This is a genomic window from Pantoea sp. Mb-10, from assembly GCF_021272205.1.
In the GTDB taxonomy this organism is placed as follows: Bacteria; Pseudomonadota; Gammaproteobacteria; order Enterobacterales; family Enterobacteriaceae; genus Pantoea.
On sequence record NZ_JAJSDX010000004.1, the window covers coordinates 141,801 to 167,245 of the forward strand.

General features: G+C 53.8%; 25 protein-coding genes. 8 read left to right on the forward strand and 17 right to left on the reverse strand.

Going from position 1 to position 25,445, the window contains the following annotated elements:
- Nucleotides 1-239: 239 nt before the first annotated feature.
- Nucleotides 240-839, reverse strand: a complete 600-nt coding sequence (locus LU196_RS09450) for a hypothetical protein (protein ID WP_232759046.1) — start codon at nt 837-839, stop codon at nt 240-242.
- A 403-nt stretch (nt 840-1,242) separates the two neighbouring features.
- On the opposite strand from LU196_RS09450, the gene LU196_RS09455 reads away from it, so the two are divergent.
- A complete protein-coding gene (locus LU196_RS09455) occupies nt 1,243-2,481 on the forward strand; it encodes an MFS transporter (protein ID WP_232759047.1) in 1,239 nt (412 codons plus the stop codon).
- A gap of 51 nt (nt 2,482-2,532) precedes the next feature.
- On the opposite strand, the gene LU196_RS09460 is transcribed toward LU196_RS09455, so the two are convergent.
- A complete protein-coding gene (locus LU196_RS09460; protein WP_232759048.1) occupies nt 2,533-3,693 on the reverse strand; it encodes a Gfo/Idh/MocA family protein in 1,161 nt (386 codons plus the stop codon).
- Nucleotides 3,694-3,943: 250 nt separating this feature from the next.
- Between LU196_RS09460 and LU196_RS09465 the strand changes: the two genes are divergently transcribed.
- Together LU196_RS09465 and LU196_RS09470 are read left to right on the forward strand one after the other, a co-directional pair.
- Nucleotides 3,944-4,819, forward strand: coding sequence for a BadF/BadG/BcrA/BcrD ATPase family protein (locus LU196_RS09465; protein WP_232759049.1), 876 nt, complete (start codon nt 3,944-3,946; stop codon nt 4,817-4,819).
- A gap of 28 nt (nt 4,820-4,847) precedes the next feature.
- A complete protein-coding gene (locus LU196_RS09470; RefSeq protein ID WP_232759050.1) occupies nt 4,848-5,969 on the forward strand; it encodes an ROK family transcriptional regulator in 1,122 nt (373 codons plus the stop codon).
- Nucleotides 5,970-6,972: 1,003 nt separating this feature from the next.
- Here the strand turns inward: LU196_RS09470 and LU196_RS09475 are convergent.
- Together LU196_RS09475 and LU196_RS09480 are read right to left on the reverse strand one after the other, a co-directional pair.
- Nucleotides 6,973-8,064 (reverse strand): ABC transporter ATP-binding protein, encoded by a 1,092-nt coding sequence (locus LU196_RS09475; RefSeq protein ID WP_232759051.1) that lies wholly within the window; start codon nt 8,062-8,064, stop codon nt 6,973-6,975.
- A gap of 12 nt (nt 8,065-8,076) precedes the next feature.
- Entirely contained in the window at nt 8,077-8,676 is a 600-nt protein-coding gene (locus tag LU196_RS09480; protein ID WP_232759052.1) for a GNAT family N-acetyltransferase, read from the reverse strand.
- 532 nt (nt 8,677-9,208) lie between these two features.
- Here LU196_RS09480 and LU196_RS09485 point away from each other — a divergent pair.
- Genes LU196_RS09485 through LU196_RS09500 form a run of 4 tightly spaced genes read left to right on the forward strand, consistent with a single transcriptional unit; the run spans nt 9,209 to nt 13,673 of the window.
- The gene (locus LU196_RS09485; protein WP_232759394.1) at nt 9,209-10,549 is read left to right on the forward strand and encodes an ABC transporter substrate-binding protein; all 1,341 of its coding nucleotides are present in this window, start codon (nt 9,209-9,211) and stop codon (nt 10,547-10,549) included.
- Nucleotides 10,550-10,607: 58 nt separating this feature from the next.
- Entirely contained in the window at nt 10,608-11,480 is an 873-nt protein-coding gene (locus LU196_RS09490; protein ID WP_232759053.1) for a carbohydrate ABC transporter permease, read from the forward strand.
- The gene (locus LU196_RS09495) at nt 11,480-12,295 is read left to right on the forward strand and encodes a carbohydrate ABC transporter permease (RefSeq protein ID WP_232759054.1); all 816 of its coding nucleotides are present in this window, start codon (nt 11,480-11,482) and stop codon (nt 12,293-12,295) included. The genes LU196_RS09490 and LU196_RS09495 overlap by 1 nt, the downstream gene beginning before the upstream one ends.
- A 46-nt stretch (nt 12,296-12,341) precedes the next feature.
- Nucleotides 12,342-13,673: a glycoside hydrolase family 28 protein gene (locus LU196_RS09500; RefSeq protein WP_232759055.1), complete on the forward strand. Its 1,332-nt coding sequence runs from the start codon at nt 12,342-12,344 to the stop codon at nt 13,671-13,673.
- Between the two features lie 25 nt (nt 13,674-13,698).
- Here LU196_RS09500 and LU196_RS09505 read toward each other — a convergent pair whose 3' ends face one another.
- From LU196_RS09505 to LU196_RS09515, 3 genes are all read right to left on the reverse strand, one after another.
- Entirely contained in the window at nt 13,699-13,986 is a 288-nt protein-coding gene (locus LU196_RS09505) for a DUF1330 domain-containing protein (protein ID WP_232759056.1), read from the reverse strand.
- Nucleotides 13,986-14,867, reverse strand: a complete 882-nt coding sequence (yghU, locus tag LU196_RS09510) for a glutathione-dependent disulfide-bond oxidoreductase (RefSeq protein WP_232759057.1) — start codon at nt 14,865-14,867, stop codon at nt 13,986-13,988. Before yghU ends, LU196_RS09505 begins: the two co-directional genes overlap by 1 nt.
- 101 nt (nt 14,868-14,968) lie before the next feature.
- Complete coding sequence (locus tag LU196_RS09515; protein ID WP_232759058.1) at nt 14,969-15,988, reverse strand: LacI family DNA-binding transcriptional regulator; 1,020 nt, start codon at nt 15,986-15,988, stop codon at nt 14,969-14,971.
- 100 nt (nt 15,989-16,088) lie between these two features.
- On the opposite strand from LU196_RS09515, the gene LU196_RS09520 reads away from it, so the two are divergent.
- A complete protein-coding gene (locus tag LU196_RS09520) occupies nt 16,089-17,099 on the forward strand; it encodes a Gfo/Idh/MocA family oxidoreductase (protein ID WP_232759059.1) in 1,011 nt (336 codons plus the stop codon).
- Nucleotides 17,100-17,139: 40 nt separating this feature from the next.
- Here the strand turns inward: LU196_RS09520 and LU196_RS09525 are convergent, their stop codons facing one another.
- The 10 genes from LU196_RS09525 to LU196_RS09570 form a co-directional block, all read right to left on the reverse strand.
- Nucleotides 17,140-18,024, reverse strand: a complete 885-nt coding sequence (locus LU196_RS09525; RefSeq protein ID WP_232759060.1) for a sugar phosphate isomerase/epimerase family protein — start codon at nt 18,022-18,024, stop codon at nt 17,140-17,142.
- 289 nt (nt 18,025-18,313) lie between these two features.
- Nucleotides 18,314-19,225, reverse strand: a complete 912-nt coding sequence (locus LU196_RS09530) for a DMT family transporter (RefSeq protein WP_232759061.1) — start codon at nt 19,223-19,225, stop codon at nt 18,314-18,316.
- A gap of 13 nt (nt 19,226-19,238) precedes the next feature.
- Complete coding sequence (locus LU196_RS09535; protein WP_232759062.1) at nt 19,239-19,772, reverse strand: GNAT family N-acetyltransferase; 534 nt, start codon at nt 19,770-19,772, stop codon at nt 19,239-19,241.
- Nucleotides 19,759-20,586 (reverse strand): diaminopimelate epimerase, encoded by an 828-nt coding sequence (dapF, locus tag LU196_RS09540; RefSeq protein ID WP_232759063.1) that lies wholly within the window; start codon nt 20,584-20,586, stop codon nt 19,759-19,761. Before dapF ends, LU196_RS09535 begins: the two co-directional genes overlap by 14 nt.
- A gap of 17 nt (nt 20,587-20,603) precedes the next feature.
- The gene (gene argC / locus LU196_RS09545; protein WP_232759064.1) at nt 20,604-21,539 is read right to left on the reverse strand and encodes an N-acetyl-gamma-glutamyl-phosphate reductase; all 936 of its coding nucleotides are present in this window, start codon (nt 21,537-21,539) and stop codon (nt 20,604-20,606) included.
- Between the two features lie 12 nt (nt 21,540-21,551).
- Nucleotides 21,552-22,622, reverse strand: a complete 1,071-nt coding sequence (locus LU196_RS09550; RefSeq protein WP_232759065.1) for a pyridoxal phosphate-dependent aminotransferase — start codon at nt 22,620-22,622, stop codon at nt 21,552-21,554.
- A 10-nt stretch (nt 22,623-22,632) separates the two neighbouring features.
- Nucleotides 22,633-23,418, reverse strand: coding sequence for a ThiF family adenylyltransferase (locus tag LU196_RS09555; protein ID WP_232759066.1), 786 nt, complete (start codon nt 23,416-23,418; stop codon nt 22,633-22,635).
- A 15-nt stretch (nt 23,419-23,433) separates the two neighbouring features.
- On the reverse strand, nt 23,434-24,117 hold the full coding sequence (locus LU196_RS09560; protein ID WP_232759067.1) for a 2OG-Fe dioxygenase family protein: 684 nt from the start codon (nt 24,115-24,117) through the stop codon (nt 23,434-23,436).
- A 12-nt stretch (nt 24,118-24,129) separates the two neighbouring features.
- Nucleotides 24,130-25,170, reverse strand: a complete 1,041-nt coding sequence (locus LU196_RS09565; RefSeq protein WP_232759068.1) for an iron-containing redox enzyme family protein — start codon at nt 25,168-25,170, stop codon at nt 24,130-24,132.
- A gap of 30 nt (nt 25,171-25,200) precedes the next feature.
- Entirely contained in the window at nt 25,201-25,437 is a 237-nt protein-coding gene (locus LU196_RS09570) for a 4Fe-4S binding protein (protein WP_232759069.1), read from the reverse strand.
- Between the last annotated feature and the right edge of the window lie 8 nt (nt 25,438-25,445).

Consider the following 25,445-nt stretch of genomic DNA (forward strand, 5'->3'; position numbering starts at 1 on the left):
AACGCAATCAGGTTGCTACCCGAGAGAGAGTACAAAGCGATAACAGATTGATGTGCGCTCTTCCCTGGCGCTCATTGATCCTTTTGCGTTAAATTTTATCTTAAAAACGTTAACAGGTTTGTTTTTTTTAGTGCTTTGTCCGTGCTGTGAGCGCGTAACACGGCATTTTATGAGGGAATTAAGGCGGTAACGCCCGCGACATCGGGCTGATATCGGCGCAGGCGATATTGTGTAAACGCTTACCCAGCGAAAACGGGGCCGGGAGCGCGCTGTTTCTGCCAGCCTGTAAGATGGAGCTGCGTATAGCGCGACGGGTCAAACATTAGCGCGGCGGTGCGTAAAATGACCTCTGCCTCTCTTTCCTGCCATGTCTCCATCAGGAAAGGAAAGCTGAACTTATGGTAATTATCATTAAAAAAAGCCTCATCGAGAACAATTCCACTAAAGGGAAAGACGCTTATATTTTGCCAATTCGTACCCGGTGCGGCTAAATCATAAAGCCAGAATGAGAAATCATTAGCGAGTGCACGTAACGTCTCGCCTCCTTTACACATTCCTGCATAATTAATCGCTAATCTAACATTCTGTCGTTGCAGGCTGGAATAACTATTTGGCGTTTCTAAAAAAGTCGAAAGCGTATATTCCGCTAATGGAATAACGTGTATTTCAGCCGTTTTCGGTGAGTGATTTTCCTGCGAAATAATGTCGATTTCATTAAGTAACGCAGGGCCTGGGTGGTCACAATGCATAACGGATGCTGGATAACACACGCCAAAAGGCGTGTTATCAAAGCGGCGGATATGCTCAGTAACATAAAGCGGGTATGAACTGTTTTCCATTTTGCTCTGTGAGTAAAAAAATAAAGATAGGAAGCGTCAGGATTATTATAAAAACATGCTGTGTGCTGTGATAAGTAACGTCCTAATATAGACCGTTTCACGTTAAAAAAGCATCTCTTTTAAAGAGGGTTGATGGCGCGATAACCACCGGATTCACCTGCTTAATTGGGCTATTACCCTGCAATTATTATTTCGCTTATTATTTATCAAACTAAAACCATAAGCCTGCTAATATTACGACGCAAAACTGTAGCGGCCAGACGACCGCACGGCACAACAAAACAGCACGGTTGGCCCTTGCCGCGCAGCGTGGGATAACGCACGCTGTGCCGCCTGGGGGCTGGCCTGGTCGCGTTTGCTGCGCGCCGTTCAGCCCATCAAGATCAAGTACGGGATAAATATTATGGCTATAGAAGGTTCCCCCGCAGAGGATTCCCTGCTGCGGCACAGGTCGTTTGTGGCTTTTTGGCTGGCGCGCACCTGCTCATCGTTTGGTTTTCAGATGTTTTCTGTGGCGGTGAGCTGGCAAATTTATGCGCTCACGCACAGTGCGATGGCGCTGGGCATGATTGGCCTGATGCAGTTTCTGCCTTCTGTACTGCTGGCGCTACCCGCTGGGCACTTGGCGGATCAGTACGATCGCCGCCGCATTGTGCTGCTGGGACAGTTCATCGAATGGGTCGCGCTGTTGGGGCTGGTAGCGCTAACGCTGCTGCACTGGGCTGACCGCATCGAAATCTGGGGGCTGGTGTTCTTGATCTCAGTGGCGAAAGCGCTGGAGTGGCCAGCGATTACCTCCATGCTCCCGGCGCTGGTGCCGCCGCCCATTCTGGCGCGTGCCATGGCGGCCAGTTCTGTGGGGGGGCAGGCGGCGGTGATCGTTGGCCCAACGCTCGGCGGATTGCTCTATGTGGCGGGGCCGGAAGTGGTATATGGCGTTTCCGCGCTGTTTTATCTCTTCTCTTTATTGCTGGTGAGCCGCTTGCGCTATGAACGCCCGCCGCAGGTACGCATGCCCATGACGCTGTCAACGATGTTCGCGGGCGTGCGCTTTATCCGTGAACGTAAAGACGTGCTCGGCGTGATTTCGCTCGACTTATTCGCGGTGCTGTTGGGGGGGGCGACGGCGCTGCTGCCAATCTTCGCGCAGGATATTTTGCACACCGGACCTTGGGGGCTGGGTATGCTGCGCGGCGCGCCGTCGGTAGGCGCGCTGCTGGTGGGCGTCTGGCTTAGCCGACACAAGCTGGAAAAGCATGTTGGGATGATCATGTTCGGCTCGGTTGCCGGTTTCGGCGTGGCAACGCTGGTGTTTGCGCTCTCTACGCAGCTCTGGCTGTCGCTGCTGGCGCTGGCGGCGCTGGGCGGATTCGACATGGTCAGCATGGTGATTCGTGGGGCGCTGGTGCAATTAGACACGCCGGATGAGATGCGCGGGCGCGTGAATGCGGTTAACGCCATTTTCATCAATACGTCGAATCAGCTCGGTGAGTTTGAGTCGGGTTTGCTGGCGGCGTGGATGGGCGCGGTGCCGGCGGCGGCGCTAGGCGGTATCGGTACGCTGGCCGTGGTGGCGGTATGGATGCTCTTGTTTCCGCATCTGCGCAAGCGGCAGAAGCTGGAGAATGAAACGGTCGTCTAGCGCATCTCGCAGCGGCGCTGGTGCGCCGCTGCGTTTAAGGTGCATGTGGCGTTAATGCGCCACGGTTTTCCCCAGGCTGGCGTCAAAAGCGTCCCAGCAGGCTGTCATGTCCACCACGGTTTTCGATTTTCGCGCTTCATCGATCTTAATCGCGGTGAGTCCCGCTTCCAGTGCATCCACAACGCTGACTTTCAGCGGTGTGCCGTGTTTGATATGTTTCACGATCTCTTCTGCCATCAGCGCATCCGCGCCGTAGTGGCCGTCATAGGCGTTACCGCTGTAGGTGGTATCCACTTCACGCTCGCCGGTACGGGCGTTATGGACGCGGAAGTAATTACGCACGAAATCGCCCTCAGCCATGCCGTCAGTGCCCATCACGCAGAAGCGGCGAAACTCATCCGGCACGTTAAGATTGGCGTGAAAAGCCAGCGTGGCGCCATTGGCGTATTCAATTAGCGCGGTCTGGTAGTCAACAATGTCCGCATCCCCGTCAAACACGGCGTCAGTGCTCGACCAACCGCTCGGTTTGATATGGTAGACCTCGGACTGCGGCGTGACCGCACCGGTTGGCGCATGCTGCGGCGTGAAGTTTTTACGGCCGCCAAAGCTGGCGACGCGCACCGGACGTTCGCCAATCAGCCCCTGATACAGATCAATGTCGTGACAGCATTTTTCCAGAATGTATGGCCCGGCGTATTTTTCCAGACGACGCCAGTCACGTTGGAAAAAAGCACCGTGGTACGGTTTGATGTGTTCGGTGGCTTCAATAGAGGCGATCTCGCCGAGGCGATTCGCATCGCGCGCCTCGAGCAGATCGCGATACAGGGGCGAATAGCGCAGCACCAACCCCACTAAAATACGCGCGTGGCCATACTGTCTCACCAACTCCGCCATAGCCAGGGTCTGCGCTTCATTGATCACCACCGGCTTTTCCGTAAACACAGTATAGCCCGCCGCCAGCCCCTGACGAATGTGCTCAAGGTGCATGAAGTTGGGGGAGCCGACCAGCAGCAGATCAAATCCGCCGTGCTGCAGCAGGGCGTCAACGCTATCAAACGCCTGACCGGGATCGATGCCAAAGCTGTGCAGATTGGGCAATCCCGCTGGTGCAGGATCGACGTAGCCCACGACAGCAAACTCTGCGTCGGCGTTGTTGAACTCTTTTACTACGTGTGAAAGACGGAAGCCCAGACCAATAATGCCCACTTTCATGTCGTACCCCTGAAGCCCATTGTTGACATATGTGCCGATGATTTAACCATCAACTTATTACGACAGAAAAAGTAATGTCAATCTACAACCGCCATCACAAACGCAAGTTATTTTATAAGTTGATGTTTTTTAGTTATTTTATTTGATATGAAGTTTGCCATATTTATTTGTTATTGCGATTTAAGTTTTTTTCCCCTATCTTTCGCACATCTATAAGTATGATACCGCCCAAGGCAGGCAGGAGGAGTCGGTGCAGTCACTTATGCTCGGTATTGATGGCGGCGGCACGCGCTGCCGTGGCCGCCTCACCGACAGCGAAGGTCGCGTGCTGGCGGAGGCCACAGGCGGTCCAGCGAATGTCTGGTCGCAGTTTGATGCCGCGCTGCAGGTCATTGAAGCGGTGATGAATACGCTGTACTCCCAGGCCGGTTTGCCCGAAGACGCGCGCGACTACACCACGCTGGTGGCCGGGTTAGCGGGGGCGAATGTGGCCTCGGTGCGCCACCGTCTCGAAGGCTGGCAGCCGCGCTGCCAGGCGCGGCATGTTTTTACCGACGTCGAGATCGCCTGTGCGGGTGCCCACGCGGGCGAGCCGGGGGCGGTGTTTATCATTGGCACCGGAAGCCAGGGCGCCGCCTGGGACGGCTCGCAGTTTACGCTGCTCGGCGGCTGGGGATTTGCCCTGTCGGACGCCGGGTCAGGCGCCATTCTCGGCCAGCGCGCGCGGCGGCTTGCGCTGCTGGCGCATGAGGGCATCGTGCCACCTTCTTCGCTTACGCAGCGTATCATGGCGACTTATCAGCACAGCGCAGAACAGATGTTGCTCTGGTCAAAACAGGCGACGCCTGCCGATTGGGGCGAAGGCGTACCGGATATTTTCGCTGCCGCCCGCGAGGGCGATATCCACGCGGTTGCGCTGGTTGAAGAGTGTGCCGCCGATCTTGCCCAGATGGTGCAACCTCTGCTGGCGCGCAGCCACGGTAAGCTGGCGTTGATGGGCGGTTTGGCCGAACCGATTACGCCTTGGCTGCCTGCCGCGATCGCCACGCAATTGGTCGTGCCAAAAAGCGATGCGCTGAGCGGGGCGATTCGCCTGGCGCATCAGTTCAATAAGCAGCCGGTGTAACCCTATTTTTCTTCAGGCAAAGAGGCTCATGAGCGCTCCCAACGTAACCGCGCGTATTCTTCGGCTGATCGTCGAAAATGCGCCTATCAGCCAGTCCGACCTCAAGGTGCGCAGCGGCCTCAGCATGTCGACGGTGTCGCAGGCCACGAATCGCCTGTTAACCGGCGGCGTTGTGCAGGAGTTAGGGTTGCGGCGCGTCTCAATGGGCCGTCCCAAGACGCTGCTGGGGCTGAATCCCGATCGCGCCAGCGTGGTGGGTCTGCAGCTTAACGCGGAGCGCAACTTAATCGTGCTGACCGACCTCAGCGGGACAATTATTGGCGAGCAGCAGATGCCATCGGGCGCGATGACGCCGAAGCAGTTGGGCGACGCGCTGGCGAAATTTTTGCGCGGCGTGGAAGGCAGAAAAGTCGGCGCCATCGGCTTAGCCATTTCCGGTCTGGTGGATGCCAGCAGCGGCACCTGCCTGCTGTCGCGCGCGTTGGATTGGCACAATGTTCCCATTGCCCGCCTGCTGGAAGAGCGCTTTTCGCTGCCGGTTTTTGTTGAGAATGACGCCAATGCGCTGGCGATGGCGGCGCTGGTGTTTGGCCAGCTTGGCCACGCCCAGTCGGCGGTGATTGGCACCTTTGGCAAGGGTATTGGCGCGGGCATTTTGCTTGATCGCCAGTTGTATCGCGGACGACACGGCAAAGCCGGAGAGATCGGTGTCTCGCTGCTGGGCGACGGTACCGAGCGTTTGCTGGAGGATGTCGCCTCGTCACAGGCCATTTTGCAGCGCGTGGCCGCGTCGCTGAAGCATGAACCCCCTGCCACGCTGCGCGATCTCGATATGCAGCCCACGCCGGAGGTATTGAACGCGCTGGCGGAGGCCGGTCAATGCCTCGGCATGTCGTTGGCAAACCTGTCGGTGGCCTACGATCCCGACGTGGTGTATCTGGCGATGGAGCCGCAAATGGCGTCCCGCATTCTGCTCGATCACATTACCCAAAGTTTTCAGAGCTATCGTCTTAAGCTGACTCCGCACACCACACCGCTTCAATTTCTCACCGAGTCTAACCGGATGTGGGCTCAAGGCGCCGCCGGCTTCGCCGTGAATAAGCTGCTGGATTTGCTGGCCGCGCAGGCAGATGAAGAGGGCAGCGTGTAAGGGGCGCCTGGCCGCGCCCGCTGGCCTTGCCCTTCGCGGGCGGCGTTTGCTGCTGCGCAGCAGCGGATTTGCCGCAGGCAGCGGCTCGGTGCTTTCTCGCTGGCCTAGCACGGTGCAACTTTCGTTCGCTAATGGCACAGGCAGGTGCCTTTGCCGCGCTGCGGCGACCGAGCAGAGGGCGCCAGGCCGCGCCCTCTGCACTCCCCGGCCCTGCGCCAGCCCCGCTCGCCGCTGCGCGGTGCCTTCACTCCCTCAGCCTTCCTGACGGACCGGCGTCGATTCGCTCCTGCTCAACGCCGCCTCTCGCGGCATCCATGCCGCTCATCCTGGAAGGCCTCACTCGTTCAGCGAGTGGGGATGGCGCTTCACAACCTCCGCTGCACGCCATGATTTTTTTCGCAGCCGCCGCGTGGCGGTAAGACTTTTGAGTACATCCAGACCGCACGGCTTCAACCAAGACCTTTTTTGTCTTCTGTTTTTTTCAGCCAGCCATTGTCTTCGCAGACCCGTTTACAGCCACCCAGACAACACCAGACAGAAAAAAGAAAAAGGCTCTTACAGGCGGCGGTGTTGAGCGCCATCCGGAGCGCCGAATGGAGCGTGACGGCCAGGACGAAGCGGCAGGGATGCCGCTGAGAGGGCGGAATGAGCCAGGGATGGCGAATCCGCGCGGTCCGTGCGGCTGGCGCGGCGGAGTGAGGGAACAGCGGAGGCTGGCGCAGGGCGCGGATTGCAAAGGGCCGCGCCCATCGGCCCTTTGCCCGTACGCCGCAGCGGGGTGGCTGTAACTCCCGCAGGGTTAGCGGGCGGAACCCGCTCAGAGCAATGCCGACTGAGCGGCCGGAACCCGCGCAGGGTTCAGTAAAAACCGGCATAGCGGGCCGGCCCCCGCTCACCCTCCACCGGCTTGAGCGGGCCGGCCCCCGCTCACCCTCCACCGGCTTGAGCGGGCCGGCCCCCGCTCACCCTCCACCGGCTTGAGCGGGCCGGACCCCGCTCATCATTACCGAAGACGCATCCCCTCTTGATCAAACAATAAGCCGCGTCCGGCGGCAATCCGATAACTGACGCGCGCCCCGATCGGCCGTTCGCTTACCTGCCGCTCTTCTATCACCAGTAGCTTCTCTTCACCGATATCCAGATAGAGATAGTTGGTGTGTCCCAGCATTTCACTGAACGACAGCTCGGCGCTGAAGTGCAGGGCATCCGGTTCGGCGTGCGCGGCTTCGAAATGCTCGGGACGCACGCCGAGCGTGACTTTCTGCCCTTCGTGGCAAGGCGCGTCAATGTTCAACATGAGATCGCGAATCCCTAACGCCGGTACCCGCAGTTGAACCGCACCGGGCGTGGTGGCGGCGACTTCTGCCGCGAGGAAATTCATCTTCGGCGAGCCGATAAAGCCCGCCACAAACAGATTATCGGGATCGTGATAGAGCGTCATGGGCGCGCCCACCTGCTCAATGCGCCCCTGGCGCAGCACCACGATACGATCCGCCAGCGTCATCGCTTCCAGCTGGTCGTGGGTCACATAAATCATGGTGTTACCGAGTGATGCGTGCAGCCGCGCGATCTCAATACGCATCTGCAGACGCAGCTCCGCATCCAGGTTTGAGAGCGGTTCATCGAACAGGAATATGCGCGGGTGACGAATAATGGCGCGCCCAATGGCGACGCGCTGCCGCTGGCCGCCAGAGAGCGCGCGCGGAAGACGATCCAGCAGCTCTGTCAGCTGCAGCCGCGCGGCGGTTTGCGCAATCGCTTCGGCGATCTCGGCTTTGGGACGCTTCATCACTTCCAGCGGATAGGCGAGGTTGCCGCGCACCGTCATGTTGGGATAGAGCGCATAGGACTGGAATACCATGGCGATGCCACGCTCGGTAGCGGGCTGGTGCGTCATGTCGGCGCCTTCAATCAGCAGGGTGCCGTCGCTGATCTCCTCGAGGCCGGCAATCATACGCAGCAAGGTGGATTTGCCACACCCGGAAGGGCCAACAAACACCACAAATTCGCCGCTGTTGATGGTGAGATCGATACCGTGAATCACATTCACGCGATCGTAGGATTTCTTCACATTTTGCAGATGCAGGCTGGTCATCGGTTGCCTCTGTCAGAGTCGTTGGCCCATGTAGATGGCGTTACTGCGCAGAATAGGGGTAAACCCGAGGCGCTGATAAAAGCCGCACACCTGCTCATTTTGCAGACTGACGCCGAGGTGAACGCCCGGTACGCCAGCCGCACGCAGCTTTTGCAGCAGCTGTTCAATCAATTTACGCCCCCAGCCGCCGGCTTGCGCAGCGGGCAGCAGATTGATGTGCAGGTGCGCGGGCCATTCGCTTACCAACGCCTCCGCCGCCGCGTCAGGATGCTGAATCGCCTCCAGTACTTTGCTGTCCAGCGGTGCGCGCGGCGCGTAATCGCGATAGGTTTGTTGCAGCGCCGGCCACCAGTTTTCAGCCAGCTCGGCTTCAAACGCGCGGGTGTCGGGCGTGGCTACGGCATAGCCCACCACGTTGCCGTGCTGCTCAAGCACTAAGGCAAAATCAGGGCAGAAGCGCGCGTAGGGAATCACAAAGCGCAGGCCGGGCAGGGCCGGGTCGGAGTAGAGCGCGGTGGCGTCCGTTCCGGCATTGGCCGTCTCTAAGCAAATGCGCGACAGGGCAGGAAAATCCGCCTCGCTGGCGCGACGAATAACACTTTCAGCCGTCATAGCGTGCCTCAGTGGTTAGGAGATAGACAGATTTTACGGTAAAGAAAGCTGACTTAGTTTTCAAGACGTAATAATTGCGCCAGCGCACAAAGCTGAACGGCAGGGGTGGGGTTGGCGACGCGGTGTAGGCAGGGTGATGACTGCTCGTGCCCGGCTGCCGCTGGGATTTTCAGGCGATCGCAATGGATCACCTTGGGCGTGGGCGGAAGAAATATAGTATTTTCATATGATCTGTCAGGTGGTTAATTCAACCCTGTGTCCATGAGTGAATTATGCTGTCACGGCGGCAGGGCGATCGTTCAGAAGGGGGCGCGCGCGTGGAAAAGCAGCATTCCCTGCTGATTTGGCGGCTTTTCTTCTCACTTTTTGCACTCTATCACAGAGCAAAAAATCCGCGCCGGGGATGTTTGACTTTCTTTTGTCCATAAAGTAAGTATGAATTAACGCTGTTACTGCTGCTGAATCCGCCTGTCAGGAACGACAGGTGTCGCGATGAAAGGATGCCCGTCATCTGTTGGAGAAACCGAGCATGATGTGTGATTCAACCCAAGGTTCGTTCCGTGTGAAACAGTCCCTGCGCGTGCTATCGCGTCTGGTTTCGGCGGCGGTGTTATTCGGTGCGACCCTCGCCTCAGCGCAGGCGGTCACGCTAAACGAATGGGATATTTATAACTATCCTCAGCAGACCGCCGCAATGGATGAGGCCGTTAAAACCTTCCAGCAGAATAATCCGGGCATCACCATTCAGCGCTCGGTGCATTCGTTTGAAGACACGCGCATTCCGCTCAAGCTGGCGTTGACCGCAGGTGACGGCCCGCAAATCGCGCAGGTCAATCAGGGCGGCGGGGATATGGGCTCGCTGGTGAAAGACAAGCTGCTGTGGCCGCTGGATGACTATGCGAAAACCTACGGCTGGACCACGCGCTTCCCGGATTCCATTCTGAAGCGTAACCGCTGGTCGGATAAGCAAGACTTCGGCAGCGGCAAACTGTACGGGGTCGCCAGCCTGGGCGAGATGGTGGGACTCTATTACAACAAAGCGCTGCTGGACAAGGCCGGGGTCGCGGTGCCCAAAACGCTGCCGGAGCTGGAAGCCGCGATGGCGAAGCTGAAAGCCGCAGGCACGCCGCCGATGATGCTGGGGTTGCTGGATGGCAACATGGGGCAGCAGCTGCTGAGCACGCTGTGGGAAGCGCAGATTGAAAGCAAAGATCGCAAAGCGCTGGATGACCTGATTTATGACGTGGGCGGCACCTTTAAAGACGCTAAACTGGTCAAAGCCGCAGAAATGATGAAGGGCTGGAAAGACAAAGGTTATCTCTTCCCGGGCTTTGAAGGCATTGGTCATGATGACGCAGCCACGCTGTTCCAGAATGGTCAGGCGGCATTTTTAGTCAGCGGCACCTGGTATCTTGGCCAGTTTAAAGACAACAAAGATCTGCATTTCGCGGCGATGCCGATGGGCGAGGGCGTCCAGCATGCGCTGATGGTCGGCGGCACCGATTTGGCCTTCTCCATTACCAGCACGGCGAAAACCAAAGAGCAGCAGGATGCGGCGGCGAAATTTATTGATTACGTGGTGTCCGACGAGATGGCGAACCGCTGGCTGAAAGTGGGCTTCCTGCCTGCGGGCACCAGCAAAAACGCGCAAATTCCTGCGGATAATCCGCTGCTGGCTGAGGCTTACCAAGTTTGGGTGACGCTTAACGAGTATGACGGCTTAGGCCACTATCTTGACTGGGCAACCCCTACCATGAACGCCGAGCTGAATCAAAACGTGCAGCAGCTGCTGGCCGGGCGCTTAACGGCCGAGCAGATCACCACCAACTTTGATAACAATTACCAACGTTACCTGAAAACCCTCAAGCACTGATATCGTCCGGCCCGGCAGCCATGCCGGGCCGAGAACAGGCCCGCAAGCGAGTACGGTTATGCTGAATAAATCTGCCTGGCGCAATGCGCTCTATCTTCTGCCTGCGGTAGGCGTTTACGCGGTGTTTTTGCTGTTTCCGCTGCTGGCGTCGCTCGGGATTAGCTTCACCGAATGGGATGGCACCTCTTTGCCGGTATTCACTGGCCTCGCCAACTACCTGCGCATGTTTCAAGACCCGGTGTTCTGGGTGGCGCTGGGGAACAATGCGCTGCTGATGCTGTTTTACACCTTGCTGCCGATTGGCGTGGGCCTGCTGTTGTGTAGCTTTCTGTATGAAACGCGCAGCAACAAAGAACGCAGCGTGTTGCGCATTCTCTTTTTCCTGCCGTATATCATGCCGATGGCGGTGCTGGGCGTGGTCTGGCGTTGGCTCTATAACCCGGCTTTCGGCCCTATCGATCAGTTTTTGCGCGCCATCGGCCTGCCGCAGTTGGCGCTGTCGTGGCTGGGTGACTTTACCTGGGCGCTGCCCGCCGTGGGGCTGGTAGCGACCTGGTACTTTTTTGGTTTCTGTCTGGTGCTGTTTATGGCGGGATTGCAGCGCATGGACCCGTCGCTGCTGGAAGCGGCTGACCTTGATGGCTCCTCGCGCCGGCAGAAGTTTCTGCGCATTACCCTGCCGTCGCTGCGGCCCGAGCTGCGTATTGCGCTGCTGCTGACGGTGATCGCCAGCCTGAAAGCCTTTGACTTAGTCTACGTGATGACCCAAGGCGGACCGGGCACCTCCACCATGGTCACGAATATCTTTATGTACAAGCAGGGCTTTGACTTGCACTACTTCGGCTATGCCTCCGCTGTCGCGGTATTCAGTATGATGATCGTGTTACTGATCAACGGATTAATCCACCTGTGCTTAAGGGAGCGTCACTGATGCGCGGCACACCGATTGCCTCACGCGCGCTGATTTGGATTGTCGCGCTGATGACCATTCTGCCGTTTTTAATGGCGCTGATGACCTCGTTTAAAACGCAGATGGAGCTGTTTCAGGGGGTATTTACCTTGCCCTCGTCGCTGAACTTCAAAAACTATGTCACCGCCTGGCAGCAGGGGCATTTCAACGTCTATTTCATGAACTCGGTGCTGGTGGTGATTCCCGTGGTGGTCAGCAGCATTCTGCTGGGCATTCTCGCGGGATTTGGTTTCGCCTGGCTGAAGATACCGGGGAAAAAACTGGTGGCGGCCCTACTGGGGCTGGGTATGGTGCTGCCCAGCGAGGCCTTTATCATTCCGCTCTACCACGAGCTGCGCTGGATGGGACTCACTAATACGTATCTGGCGCTGATTCTGCCGCAGATTGCGCTGTCGCTGCCGTTTACCACGTTGATGATTGCCACCGCGCTGCAGCAGGTGCCGCGTGAGCTGGTGGAGGCGTCGGTGATGGACGGTGCCTCGCGGCGCAAAATTCTGTGGGGCATTCTGGTACCTGCGATTTGGCCCACGCTCTCAACGCTGGCGCTGCTGCTGTTTATTTGGACCTGGAACGAATTTCTGATCCCCCTGATTCTGGTCAACAAAGACGAACTGCGCACGCTGCCCATCGGCATGATGTTCTTCCAGAACAAAAACACCATTGATATTCCGGTGCTGATGGCGGGGGCGATGATTGTCATTCTGCCGCTGGTGGCGGTGTTCCTGGTGTTCCAGCGCAAATTTATCAGCGGCGTCACCGAGGGCGCAGTGAAGTAGCGCATAGTGACAATGCGCATCGCCCGGCGATGCCTAAGGAAAACCGATGCAGATTTCTCTGGCCGATTTCTCGCCCGTCGCCGACGGCGAAACGCGTGACACCGCCTGTTTCCAGCGCGCGCTGGATCACCTTGCGGCACACGGCGGCGGCACGCTGTCGGTGCCGCCAGGCCGCTACATGCTGGGCACGGTGACGCTGAGCTCCAACACCCATCTGCACCTGGAGGCGGGCGCCACCCTGCTTGCCAGCAGCCGCGTGGAAGATTACCAGCAGCAGCGGGCGCAGAGTGAGGCGGAGCTGTCGCGACATGTGCTGCTGTATGCGGTAGGGCAGCGCAATATCACCGTCAGCGGCCAGGGGACGATTGACGGCCGCGGCGACGCCTGGTGCGCCGCCGAAAAAGATGCGCAGGGCTATCGGATGCCGCTGCCGCAGCGGCCACGCATGGTGGTGTTTGAAGCCTGCGAGCACGTCACGCTGCGCGACTGCTCGCTGGTGCAGGCGCCGATGTGGACCGTGCATCTGGTGAGCTGCCGCCATGTGCATATTCATCGCCTCACCATCGACAACAGCATGACCATTCCCAACACCGATGCGCTGGATATCGACAGCTGCGAAGCGGTGTTCGTCAGCGATTGCTATCTGAGCGCCGCCGATGACGCTATCTGCATCAAAACCACGATGAAACCCGCAGAGCTGCGACGACCCGCCCGACACATCACCGTTACCAACTGCCTGCTGCGCTCCTGGAGCTGCGCGTTCAAAATCGGTACCGAAACCGTGGACGACATTGAAGATGTCACCGTATCCGGCTGCACGATCTTTGACTCCAACCGCGGGATTGGGCTGGTGTCGCGCGATGGCGGTGCCTTCCGTCGCCTGCTGTTTAGCACCATTACCCTCGCCTGCCACCATGCACCGCCGTGTCACTGGGGCAAAGCCGATGCGCTGTTTATCTCGGTGCGTGCGCGCGATCCTGCGGTGGCGCCTGGCCACATTGAGCTGGTGCAGGTCACTAATCTGTGTGGAACCATGGAAGGGGCAATCAATCTGCACGCTGAGCAGCGCGGGCAGATCCGCGATGTCCTGTTGAGCAACATTCAGCTGCGTCAGACGGTGGACGAGCAGGCCGTGCAGGGCCATTACGATGTGCGCCCGCCCTGTAATCCGCTGTCACCTACCGGCATGGGGCTGGATAACGCTTATACATTGGATGCCGGCACGGGGTTGGCCTATGGCGTGGCGGCCTATCCGCAGGGGTTGCCTGGCGTGTATGCGCGCGGGGTGGAGAACTTGCAGTTGAATAACGTGACGGTTTCGCGCCCGCAGCCCCTGCCGCCGGGCTGGCGAGCAGAGGCCATTCAGATCGAAGCATAAATCTGGCGGGCGCGGGGTAAAAGGATTAGACGCCTTTCACCAGGATGACGCGATAGTTTGCGCCTTTCAGGCGATGCGCTTTCGCTTCCTGATAGGCGGGGCTGTGATACCAGGCTTTGGCTGCGTCAACATCCGGGAATTCCAGCAGCACCACGCCTTCGGCATCGCGGCCTTCCAGCACTTCCATATCGCCATAAAACGCCAGCGGCGTCAGCGGATGGTCGCCGCGCGCAGCACCGGCTTTTTGCGCGTAGGTCGCCAGCTCATCTTTATCCAGCGTTTCGTCCTTAATCATAACCATATAAGCGGGCATTATTTTTCTCCTCGGGCCTGTCGTTTATCTTCGGTGTTATTGTCAAAATCGCTGGCGTCGTGGCGCTCCAGCAGCTGATCCTGCGGTGCCGCACCAAAGGCGCGGTTCACTTTACGGCCGCGGATAACGGCGGGACGCGCGGCGATCTCGTTCGCCCAGCGCACCACGTTCTTATAGGACTGGACGTCCAGGAATTCGGCGCCGCCATACTGATCGTTCAGCACCAGGTTGCCGTACCACGGCCAGGTGGCGATGTCTGCGATGGTGTATTCCTCACCGGCCAGGAATCGGTGCTCGGCGAGCTGGCGATCCAGGAGATCAAGCTGACGCTTGGTTTCCAGCGTAAACCGGTTAATGGCGTATTCGATTTTTTCTGGCGCATAGTGATAGAAGTGGCCAAAACCGCCGCCCAGGTACGGCGCGGAGCCTTGCAGCCAGAACAGCCAGTTCAGGGTTTCAGTGCGTTTAGCCAGATCCTTAGGCAGGAAGTGACCAAATTTCTCGGCCAGATAGAGCAGAATATTGCCAGATTCAAACACGCGCTGCGGCGGCGTCACCGAGTGGTCGCGCAGTGCCGGGATTTTTGAGTTCGGGTTGACCTCAACGAAGCCGCTGGAGAACTGATCGCCGTCGCCAATGCGGATCAGCCAGGCATCATATTCGGCTTCGCTCACGCCCAGCGCCAGCAACTCTTCCAGCAGAATGGTGACTTTCTGACCGTTTGGCGTGCCGAGGGAGTAAAGCTGCAGGGGATGTTTGCCCACAGGCAGCGCTTTCTCATGCGTGGCGCCTGCGGTCGGCCGGTTGGTTTTTGCGCCGTTACCTTTGGCTTCCGGGTCCCAGGTCCAGACTTTTGCGGGCTGATACTGATTTTCCGACATCGTAGTTTCGCCTTTGGTTGTGAGGTTTTTTTGCTGTTAGTGAGTGTAGCAGCGTGCGGGCAGGGCGATTTAACCGCGCTGGCGGTGAGGCCAGCGCGGCTTCAGATGCCGTTCTCTTGGGTAAACAGCATGAAATCCACTTTGCCCGCCTGATAGGTGTCCGGCTGTTCACCCTGCTCCAAATGGCGCAGCATCAGGGTGAGCGCCAGCTGCGCATGGCGCAGGGCGTGTTGATCGAGGGTTAACGTTAACACGCGCTGTGCCAGCAGCTGCTGCGTGGTGGGATAGAGCTCATGGGTGATGTAAACCACCTCACCGCTGAGGCGATGGCGCGCCAGCGCCTCGGCAATCTGCGTATTGCCTCTGCCGGTGTTGTAAAGCCCGACAATGCGCTGCGATCCGGCCAGGGTTTTTTCCAGCAGGCGACTGATGCGCGCCGGCTCATCCTGCCCGGCGAGGATCTCACGCAGGCGAAGCTGCGGAAACCGTTCGGCCAGCACCGACTGAAAGCCTTCCATCCGCTGCCGATGGGCGGAGTAATCGGCGCGACCACTCACCAACACCACGTCACCCGGCGCGGGCAGCATACTGCCCAGCATCAGCCCGGCGGTGCGTCCCGCCTTGTATTGATCGATCCCGACGTGACACAGACGCGGCGCATTCGGCAGATCGGTGACCAGCGTGACCACCGGCACGCCGCGCGCGTGACAGACGGCCAGCGCGTCGTAGATGCGCGGATGTTCGTGGGCAAACACAATCAGTCCATCGCGCGTTGTGCTGCTGGCCTCAATGTGCGCCGCTAATTTTTCCGGTGCGTTTTCCGGGATAAGCGTGCGGTGCAGGCACACGCGGCGATAGCCGAGTTGATTGGCCAGCGTGGCAAAATCCTGCGCCAGCTGCTGAAAGAAGAAGGATTGACTGCCGCTCAGCAGCACTTCAAGTTGCCAGGCGGGGCGATGCTCCTCTGGCAGAACGCGTTTTAGGCCGGCCTCACGCGCCGCCTGCAAAATTTTCCGGGTCAGGGCGGGCGACACGCCGCCGCGATCGTTCAGCACCCTGTCTACCGTGGCGACGCCGACGCCCACGCGCTTTGCCAGCGCTGCCAGCGTAACTGCTTTCATCTGAGTGAATTCCATCAAAAACCGCGTTCAGCTAGCCTGCCAGAACCGACTATTTTGGCAAGACGGGCTTTGCCAAAGTGTGAACAAAAGGAGCGTTAACATGCGGATGCCGCAGCGGTTTGCTTTGATCGGCGCAGGATTTATTGGCGAGGTGCACGCGGCGAATCTGGCGGCGCACCCGGGCTGCGAACTGGCGCTGGTGTGCGACATTGACGCGTCGCGCGCCGAGGCGCTTGCCCGCGCGCACGGTACTCGGGCCGTTAGCGTCGAGCAGGCGCTGGAGAGCGGGGCCATTGACGCGGTGCTGATCGCCAGCGCCACGCCCACCCACGCCGGGCTGCTGGCGCAGGCGGTGCGCGCCGGAAAAGCGGTGTACTGTGAAAAACCCATCGACCTCTCGCTGGCGCGGGCGCGCGACGTGGTCGCCGCAATCTCGCCCGTGTCGGTGCCGGTGACGGTGGGCTTTAATCGTCGCTTTGACCCCAGCCATCAGGCGCTGAAAGCGCAGATAAAACAGGGCGCCGTGGGCGCGCTTGAGCTGATGCAAATGGTGTGTCGCGCGTCTGAATTGCCGCCGCTGAGCTATATGCAGGCGTCTGGCGGGCAGATGCGCGATCAGGCGATCCACTTCTTCGATCTGCTGCGCTGGCTAACCGACGATGAGGTCACCACGGTGGGCGCCCTGGGCGCGGCGCTGGCGATGCCCGCGATAAGCGCGTTTGACGTGGACACTTCCGTACTGATTATGCGCATGCAGCAGGGCGCGCTGGCGCAGCTTGATAACGCCCGGCGCACCGCCTATGGCTACGATGAACGCATAAGCGTGATGGGCAGCGCGGGCATGCTGGTGTCAGAAAGCCAGGCGGTGCGCGGCGTCACGCGCTATCAAAACGGCAGCATTACGCAACCGGGCCTGTGGCCGGACTGGTTTAGCCGGGTCAAACCCACCTATTACGCGCATCTCGACGCGTTCGTGCGCCATCTCAACGGCGAGCAGGTGGGCGATTTACCCACTCTGCACGACGGGCTGCGCGCTCAGGCGATCGCCGAAGCCGCGCAGCGTTCGCTGACGCGGGGCGAATTTATCGACGTGGCGGAGGTGGAGGAGTAAACAATGCAGGGTCGCGGGGCGGCGTCACGCCGCCCGCAGGTTAGCGGTTGAGCAGCTCACGCTCGATGCGTTCACGGGTTTCCACCGCCTGATAGCGCATCTTCTCTGGATAACCAAACAGCGCGGCAGCAACGATCGCCTCGCCACCGACTTTGAAGGTGCGATTCGCGAAATCCATCTCACGCAGCGTGGCAAACAGCGTGTCAAAATCGACCTCGCCTTCGCCCACCGCCACATGCTGGTGGACGGCCGCGTCCACGCCCGGCGGATTGACGATATAACGGCAGTGGCGCGTGTGGTTCATGGTATCGGCGATCAGCATGTGGGAGAGATCGTCGCCGGCATACTGCAGCAGGCTTTTCACATCGCCTTTGCCTTTGTCGTAGTAGAAGGTGTGCGGCGCGCTGTAGATGTATTTGACGTTGTCGCTGCGAAACGACTTAACAATATCGGCGGTTTCGTTGCTTTCTTCGCAGAAATCCCACGGATGCGCCTGAATTTCCACGCGAATACCTTCCCGTTCAAACAGCGGCAGCAGCGTCTCCATGGAACGATAGAACATCTCTTCGCACACTTCGGGCTCATTGGGGTTGCCGGAGAGCTCGGTGTTAATCACCTGTACGCCCATCTCCACGGCAATTTCCACCATGCGCGTCCAGTTCTTGACGGCCGCCTGGCGACGCAGCTCATCCGGCCCAGACCAGCGATAGACGGTAATAAATGAAGAGATTTCAACCCCGGTGGCGCGCAGCGCATTTTTGTATTCGCGGATAATCTCGCGGCTGGCTTTGGGGTGTTTATAGAACGGGTTGATCTGCGGATGCGGCGACTGTTCGATGTATTTATAGCCCCATTCGGCCACCTGGTGCACCATCCGCGTGATGCCCATATCTCGAATGACGTCCACATCAAAGGCGATTTTCATGTTGTTCTCCTGAGCGGTTACGCGCCAACGCGCAAGTGAGGAGAGCACTATAGAAAGGGGAGGGGAGGCGCACTATCGCTTTACTGATGGAAAACCATCAGTGGGGGGCTGGCACACACTAACCCAACGTGGGTTAGTTTGCGGTCGCTGGCTATCACCAATCAGAGTCATGATACAGCGCCAAATGAGACATGTTTTTAGTGATATCTCATCGGCGCTAATAGCAGTCATAAGCGAGCATGCCGTTGATGAGTCAGAGAGGCAAAACATGCATCGGCATGTTAAGCGCTCAGGTTGCTGGGGAGGTGGCTTCCAGCGTTTTTCTCTCTGGCACAAGGATGAAAATGAGAGAAATGAAAATTAAGCCGCCGCCATAAACATGCGCCAAAGATAATTTTTCGCCTAAAAATAGTGCGCCAAATATCACGCCAAAAACAGGGACTAAGAACGTCACACTTGAGGCTTTGACGGCCCCAATGTCCTTGAGCAGTCTGAAATAGAGAATATAGGCCACGGTTGAACAGAGAAGTCCTAGCGCTGCCAAGGCGAGCCAATCGTCGCCGTTCAACGGAATGGTTGCATGGCCCGTAAATAGTCCCCATAAGAAAATTGGCGTCATGACAAAGGTTGCCCCAAGTTGGCTTCCCATCGCCACCAAAGCGTTATCAATAGTGACGCTTTTATAGATCCATTTGTGTGAAAGATAACCTGCAAGACCATAGCAAGCAGCGGAACCTAAACAGGCCAGGGCGGCAAACACTTGGTGGGCACCAAATGTGACCGGTCCCACGCCAGAAAGCGTGACAACGCCTAGCAACCCAATGAAAACGCCGAGCAATTTTCTGGTATTAACCCCGTCATGAAAGAAAATCGCGCCGATGAGAATGGCCATTATCGGCGTTGTGGCATTGAAAATTGCAGAATAGCCCGCAGGTAAGAACTTAGCGGCCGCACTGTAAAGCATAAATGGAATCGCTGAATTGATGACCCCTAACATCAGAGAATATTTAAATTTACCGTAATATGAAAAGGATTTGCGATTCAGAACAACAATTAAAATAAGCCCAAGCGCACCAATCAATTCACGGAAAAAAGAGGTGGAGATGATGCCTGATTGTGGTACCACGTAACGCATAAAAATAAAACTTGAACCCCAGATTGCCGACAAAGACAACAATCTCAAAAAGTCAGATAACTTCATAATATCCTCAAATTTAAAGGTGAATACCTACAACAGTTAAATCCTTAATCTTGCCATTCAGGTTCGCAACGCCGGGAAGCTCTCCCCAAACTTGAAAATCGAATTTTTTAAATAATGAAAGACTCTTTTTGTTAGATGAGAAAATAGTTGTTGCTAAAACATGAATACCTAAAGTAGGCGCTACTTTTAACGCAGAGGATAAAAGAAATGAGCCTAAACCTTGGCTTTGATAATTAGGGTGCAAATAGATAGCTAAGTCAGAGGTAATCTTGTAGCCTTCACGTGCATTAAGAAAATCAGAAAAGCAGAGATAACCACATATCTTCGTTGGATCGCCAACGACATAGGCAACCCACAGCGGTCTGGCTGGATTATTTATATGATCTCTTAGCCAAGTGCGCCGTGATTCAATCGACACTTCACTGACATCACACGTTGACTCAAACGTACCTACTGCGTAGTTATAAATTGTAACCAGATCTTGTAAATCACCAGGTTTGGCTTTTCGGTAATTGTATTCAACGTGGTGAGGATTAGCAATTTTCATATAAATTCCCTTCTAATATGCTTTCAACTTTTCCCGTAAGAAAAATGTTCTTTTCATCATCAATTTTAACTAAAAGAGTTCCGCCCGGCATTTCAACCAAAACTTCATCATCTAAAAGAGTATGGGTGTAGTAGTGAGCAACGGCAGCGCCAGCGCCATTTGACGAAGACAAGGTATATCCTGCTCCTCTTTCCCAGCTTTCGAGATAGATATTTTTTCTGTCTTTAACTTCCACAAAGTGGACATTGGATTTATGGGGGAAATTTTTACTTGTTCCAATGTGCTGGCCCACTTTTATAATTTGGTTTTTTCCCCCCTTCGGTATACCGTCTATGATAAGATGTGGGTTTGATAAATTAATTCCAAAAGTGACATAGTGCTCTGACTCTACAGCATATTTCATGCCATCTATGTTTAGATCACTATCCCGAATGAATGAGGACATGTCATGACTAAATTTTCCAATGTTTACTTCAACATACTCATTAGGAAGACATGTTGTCGTGACATGCCTGCCTGTACTCAGCATTTTTAAGGAGATAATATCTTTATCGGTTTGCTTGGTCTTTTTTAGATGATAAGAAAAAATTCTTAACGCGTTACCACTCAGTAAACACTCACTGCCATCATTATTATAAATTCGTATTCCATAGTTATTTTTCTCAATCCAGGGTCCAATGATGATCCCATCAAAACCTATTCCCCAGCGAGCATCGGCCAATAATGAAATATCTTCAACGTGCTGTCCCTCCCAGTGTTCTGGCGAAACGACTACGTAACAATTGCCTAAAGACTGATATTTATGAAATTTCATTAGGAATCCCTTTCAAGCTAAATGTTTACACAGATGGCTTCATCGAAACCTAACATGATGTTTAAATTTTGCACCGCCGCACCAGACGCTCCTTTTCCAAGATTATCTAACTTCGCAGCTAACAAAGTTTGACCCGTTTTTTTACTGCTAAAAACATATAATTCCAGTTTATTAGAATTATTAAGGTCTTCCGGGTTCAATACGTATTCGCGTGCACTTTCATCGGATACGGATACGACCTTAACAAACTTTTCATGCTCATAATGATTCATAAGCGTACTGACAATTTTCTCGCTCTCATGAGTAAAATTCAGCGGAATGAAAACCAGCATACCCTGTTTAAAATTACCAACAGCAGGTTGGAATAGGGGCCTATTAATGAGGCCACTCCATTCTTGGATTTCAGGAATGTGCTTATGATCAAACGCCAATCCATAAGGGGAGAAGCCAATAGGTGCGTCGCTGGTTTGATAGCGATCGATCATTTTGTTCCCCCCGCCACTAAAGCCAGAGACGGCATTAATGGACAGTAGGGATTCTGCTTGTAGTGCGTGATGATCAATAAGCGGTGCCAGCAGTGCGATAGCGCCTGTCGCGTAACAGCCCGGGTTAGCGACGTAGGTTGAGGTGTTAATCAATGTTCTTTGTGTGTGATTCAACTCTGGATAACCATAAGCCCAGTCTGTGTGGGTGCGATGGGCAGAGCTTGCATCTAGGATTCTTGTGCCTGTGCCATGAGAAATCTGTACTGCTTCTTTAGCTGCATCATCAGGCAAACATAATATGGTCACGTCAGCATTTGACATTAACTCTTTTCGTACAGCGACATTCTTCCTGTTCTCACTTTCGATTTCTAATAGTTGTATATAAGGGTGATTGGACAGTCGCTGTTTAATCTGTAAACCGGTAGTACCTGCCTGACCATCAATGAACACAGTATGCGTTTTATTCATTTCATTATCCTGTTAAACATACATTAATGTTTGTACGAGCGAAGACTTAAGGCACTTAAGGCCGGTATTCAGTTGTTCAAGGTCTCTGCAGAAAGTAATTCTTAATCCATGCTTGAGTCCAAAAACTTCTGCAGGCATCACTAAAATTTTGTGCTCATAGAGCATTCGTCTCGCAATCTCAAGAGAGTTATATTGCTTATCTAATAACAGCCAAGCAAATGGTGTATCCTGAGGTTCAATCCAGCGGACAACGTCATTATTTTCGCTTATCCACTTTCTTAAAACCTGAAGCCCTGCATTACGCATATTTTTATAGGATGAAACAAATTCGGACTGCCGTTCTAATATTTTTGAGGCGAGAGTCTCACAGAGTATAGAGTTTGTAATTGTTGTGTAGTGTTTGAGCCGCATAATGCCGTTGAGTCTTTTTTTCTCACAGCAAATCCAACCAATACGTAATCCCGGCGCACCATAAATTTTAGAAATGCTCGATACTGAAATGACATTCGGAGACAGATGGAACATGGAATCTGTTAGATCGCTTAGATACTCTTCATCAACAACAAGCGTTAAAGCGTATTGTTTTACTAAATCTAATAACGTTGCTTTATCGTGTTGAGACAATGTTGTCCCAGAGGGATTACAGGGTGAGTTTAATATAATTAGCTTGGTTTTAGGAGTAATAGACTGAGCAAGATCGCTGAGATCAAAGCACATATCCTTATTTAACCCGAGCGTGGTTACTTCGCAACCAATACTTTCCGGCACCTTCCATGCCTGTTCCCATCCCGGAGTCCAGGTTATAACGTGATCACCTTTATCTAGCAAGTCATTATAAATTAAATAAAGGGCTTCTTGAGCACCGTGCGTCACACCAATATTATGTGTCGATGCACCATATAAATTGGCGACTAATCGGCGTAGTGAGTCTGTTCCTATATTTTTACCATAATTAAGTTCAACATCCGGAAATGAGCCGAGCTGATGTGACGTTAAGCATGGTGCATTGCTATCGCCAAGATCAATGTCGTACCTACCATAAGCCTCATCGAAAACCCATTGCTGCATGCTGAACTTTTCCATTGCGTCCTCTTTAAATTTTATGTTCTTTAAAAATCCCGGCCCGGATATCAAACTGATAACACCACGGGACAGGTCTAAATCCAAAATCAATTCCCAGTAATAACATCAGTGCCAAGTGTGAGCCGTAAGCGGTAGCCATAAGGCACGACGCACTGAGTGAAGCCACTTTTTTTGCCTTGAAATCGAGTGAAGGGGAATCACAATATGTTTTATATAATTCTGCAGGTGTCAGCCCATTACCGAACCGTGAAAGCTGCTCTTCCTCAGTTTGATCATCAGTAATTTTAAAATACTCCTCGAAAGAGAGGCTTTCTGGAGTAAATACGTGAGCCGTAACGCCAAAGGCTACTGGACAACAAATCACAACGGGAATGTGGTTGGCACGCGCAGTTTGATAGAGAATACGCCGCGGTTTGATCACAAAGAAATCGAGGGTGTCACAAACCACATCGACGCCCGCTAAATAAGACTCGATGTTTTCTTCATCAATAAAATCAACAACGTCTACAATAATCTCAGGGTTGATGGATTTGAGCCTTTCGGCAAGTACCTCTGATTTTTTTTTACCTACTGTTTCGATGGTACAGCCAAACTGCCGGTTCATATTTTCTGGCCCGAAACAATCAGCATCAGCAATTTTTATCCTACCCACGCCCATACGTGCCAGACATTCAGCATAGGTGAAACCTGTTCCACCGCAGCCTGGTATGGCAACGACCTTGGTCGCAAGAGAATCTAAATCACTCTCCGTAATGAGGCCGATCATTCTGCTAAATAATATTTCTCTTGGATACATTTTAACGTCCTTTAATTAATTCGTTTCTGCGGCAACTTTATTTTCAAACTCTTCACCATGCCAACGATCAGCCCAGCGAGAAAATGCCACCACAAAAATATCCCGATAGCCTTCATCTTCATCAGGAACAATATCAGTGACGTAATGGATCAATTCTCTATCATTTAGCAAAGCTGCTTGCTTGTCTTGCAGCGTATAATTGAATATCGCGTTATCTTTATCATGTAACTTGAAGAGTGACATTTTCGCACCGGTAATTTTGTGACGCTTTATCACTGCTATCATGACAAAATCATGTCCGTCTTGATGCGGCCCTTCGGGTACTGTCACACCTTGCAAATCGGGTCTGGTGTAGACGCGATATTGATGAACATTAATTTGCCACGCATCTGCGGTGTCTAAGGGGATTTCATTAGCGGCTTCACCAATCCATTTGGTAAAATCCACCTGCAATGGCTCGTAATAACGCTTAATGCCTCCGGCGACCTTATTGAATTTAGAGAATGTCATATAAGGGCGATGTTCGAGCTTTTCAAATTTCCACTTTCCATCATGGTTCATTTTGTATTGTGAAAATCGTCTGAACCTGTTTCCGTTCCCCATGTATTCATCAAATTTAAGATCGGAGAAGCTTTGTTCAATATCCTTACCAATATCTTTTAGATCTATGATCTTATATCCTTCATTATTTAAATTCATATTAAGTTCCTTTTAAGCTATGGTCAGTTCTTTTGTGAAATTTTCATAAAGCTGATCAAGGTACTTCTCAGAAGAATTAAGTCTGATTAGTGCTCCCTGAGCAATCTCGATGCCAACGTCGGGGTTTTCATCAATTGATGGTATAACCACATTATTAAACCAGCCATTAGCATGGCCAGCGTCAATAACAATGTGGAGGTCGTGATAGACAATGCCGACATCCGGGAGATTATTTCTTTTCCAGGCATTCACTACGTGTTTAAATCGGCGAGGAGCCATATACTCGGTTACACCGTAGTATCCCACTGCTTTAAAGTAATGACGGCGTGATAGCGCTAGCGCAGCGGAAACATTCCCGCAAACCAAGGCCGCATCCAGGCGGTTTTGCTTAACAAATTCCTCATCAATATTCAACGCCGTCATAGCCTGGCTGAAAAGGGAAGAATGCACTAACTCAACTTTTCCATTACCCATTTCGTCATAATAGTTATTGGCAAGTTCCATTTTTTGCTGCACGGGTAATCCGATTTGCATCATTGCTAAAATATCATCAAAGCGTGGGTCCAGCGTTGACTCTTGAGTTATATAAGATGCTAAATGTTCTTTTGTTGCATGATTGGCGAGAAAATCATTGTAAAACGGATGCAAATTAGATTTATGACCTGCAATTAATTTCTTGAGCCATTTTACATACGACTTACCATCAGACGGCATATCGTCGAGCAGTGCACTGTCAATCGCTTTAAGTTCAGCACGGAGCATGAATTTTTCAAGGATCGCAGCAATATCTCTTAATACCGGTTGCGTCTCCATCTCGGTATTTAATTTGGCCGCGCTAGCAAAATCCTGCATGTAAATTATTTCTAAAACACGATGTGCTTCTTTAAGCGATTTATTTTTATTTTTTTCCCAAGCATCCGTTGCCAAGGCCAAACATAATTGGTAAATCATCTCTCTATATTTAAAGTTCTCATTAATTTTTTCCCACTCTCCAGCGCTGGACGTAAGCATTTCTTCCAGCCATGTGGAAATGTCATAATTAATTTGTTCCATAATGTTCCTGGTTATTGAAGGTCTTTGGTTTTAAATGAGAGAGAGTTCTTCATTTAGCTTGATATATGGATCATGCTGGTTGTCTTCATCTTCTGCATCCCCAATCGCTTCCACTGGACACACAGTTTCGCAAACGCCGCATGAAATACATATTCTGGGATTAATGACTAAAATTGTTTCGACGTCGATAAATGCGTCTACAGGGCAGGCTTCTGCACATATTTTCGACTTACATGTCTCACATGACTCTTTTACATAAAAAGCCATAATCTGTT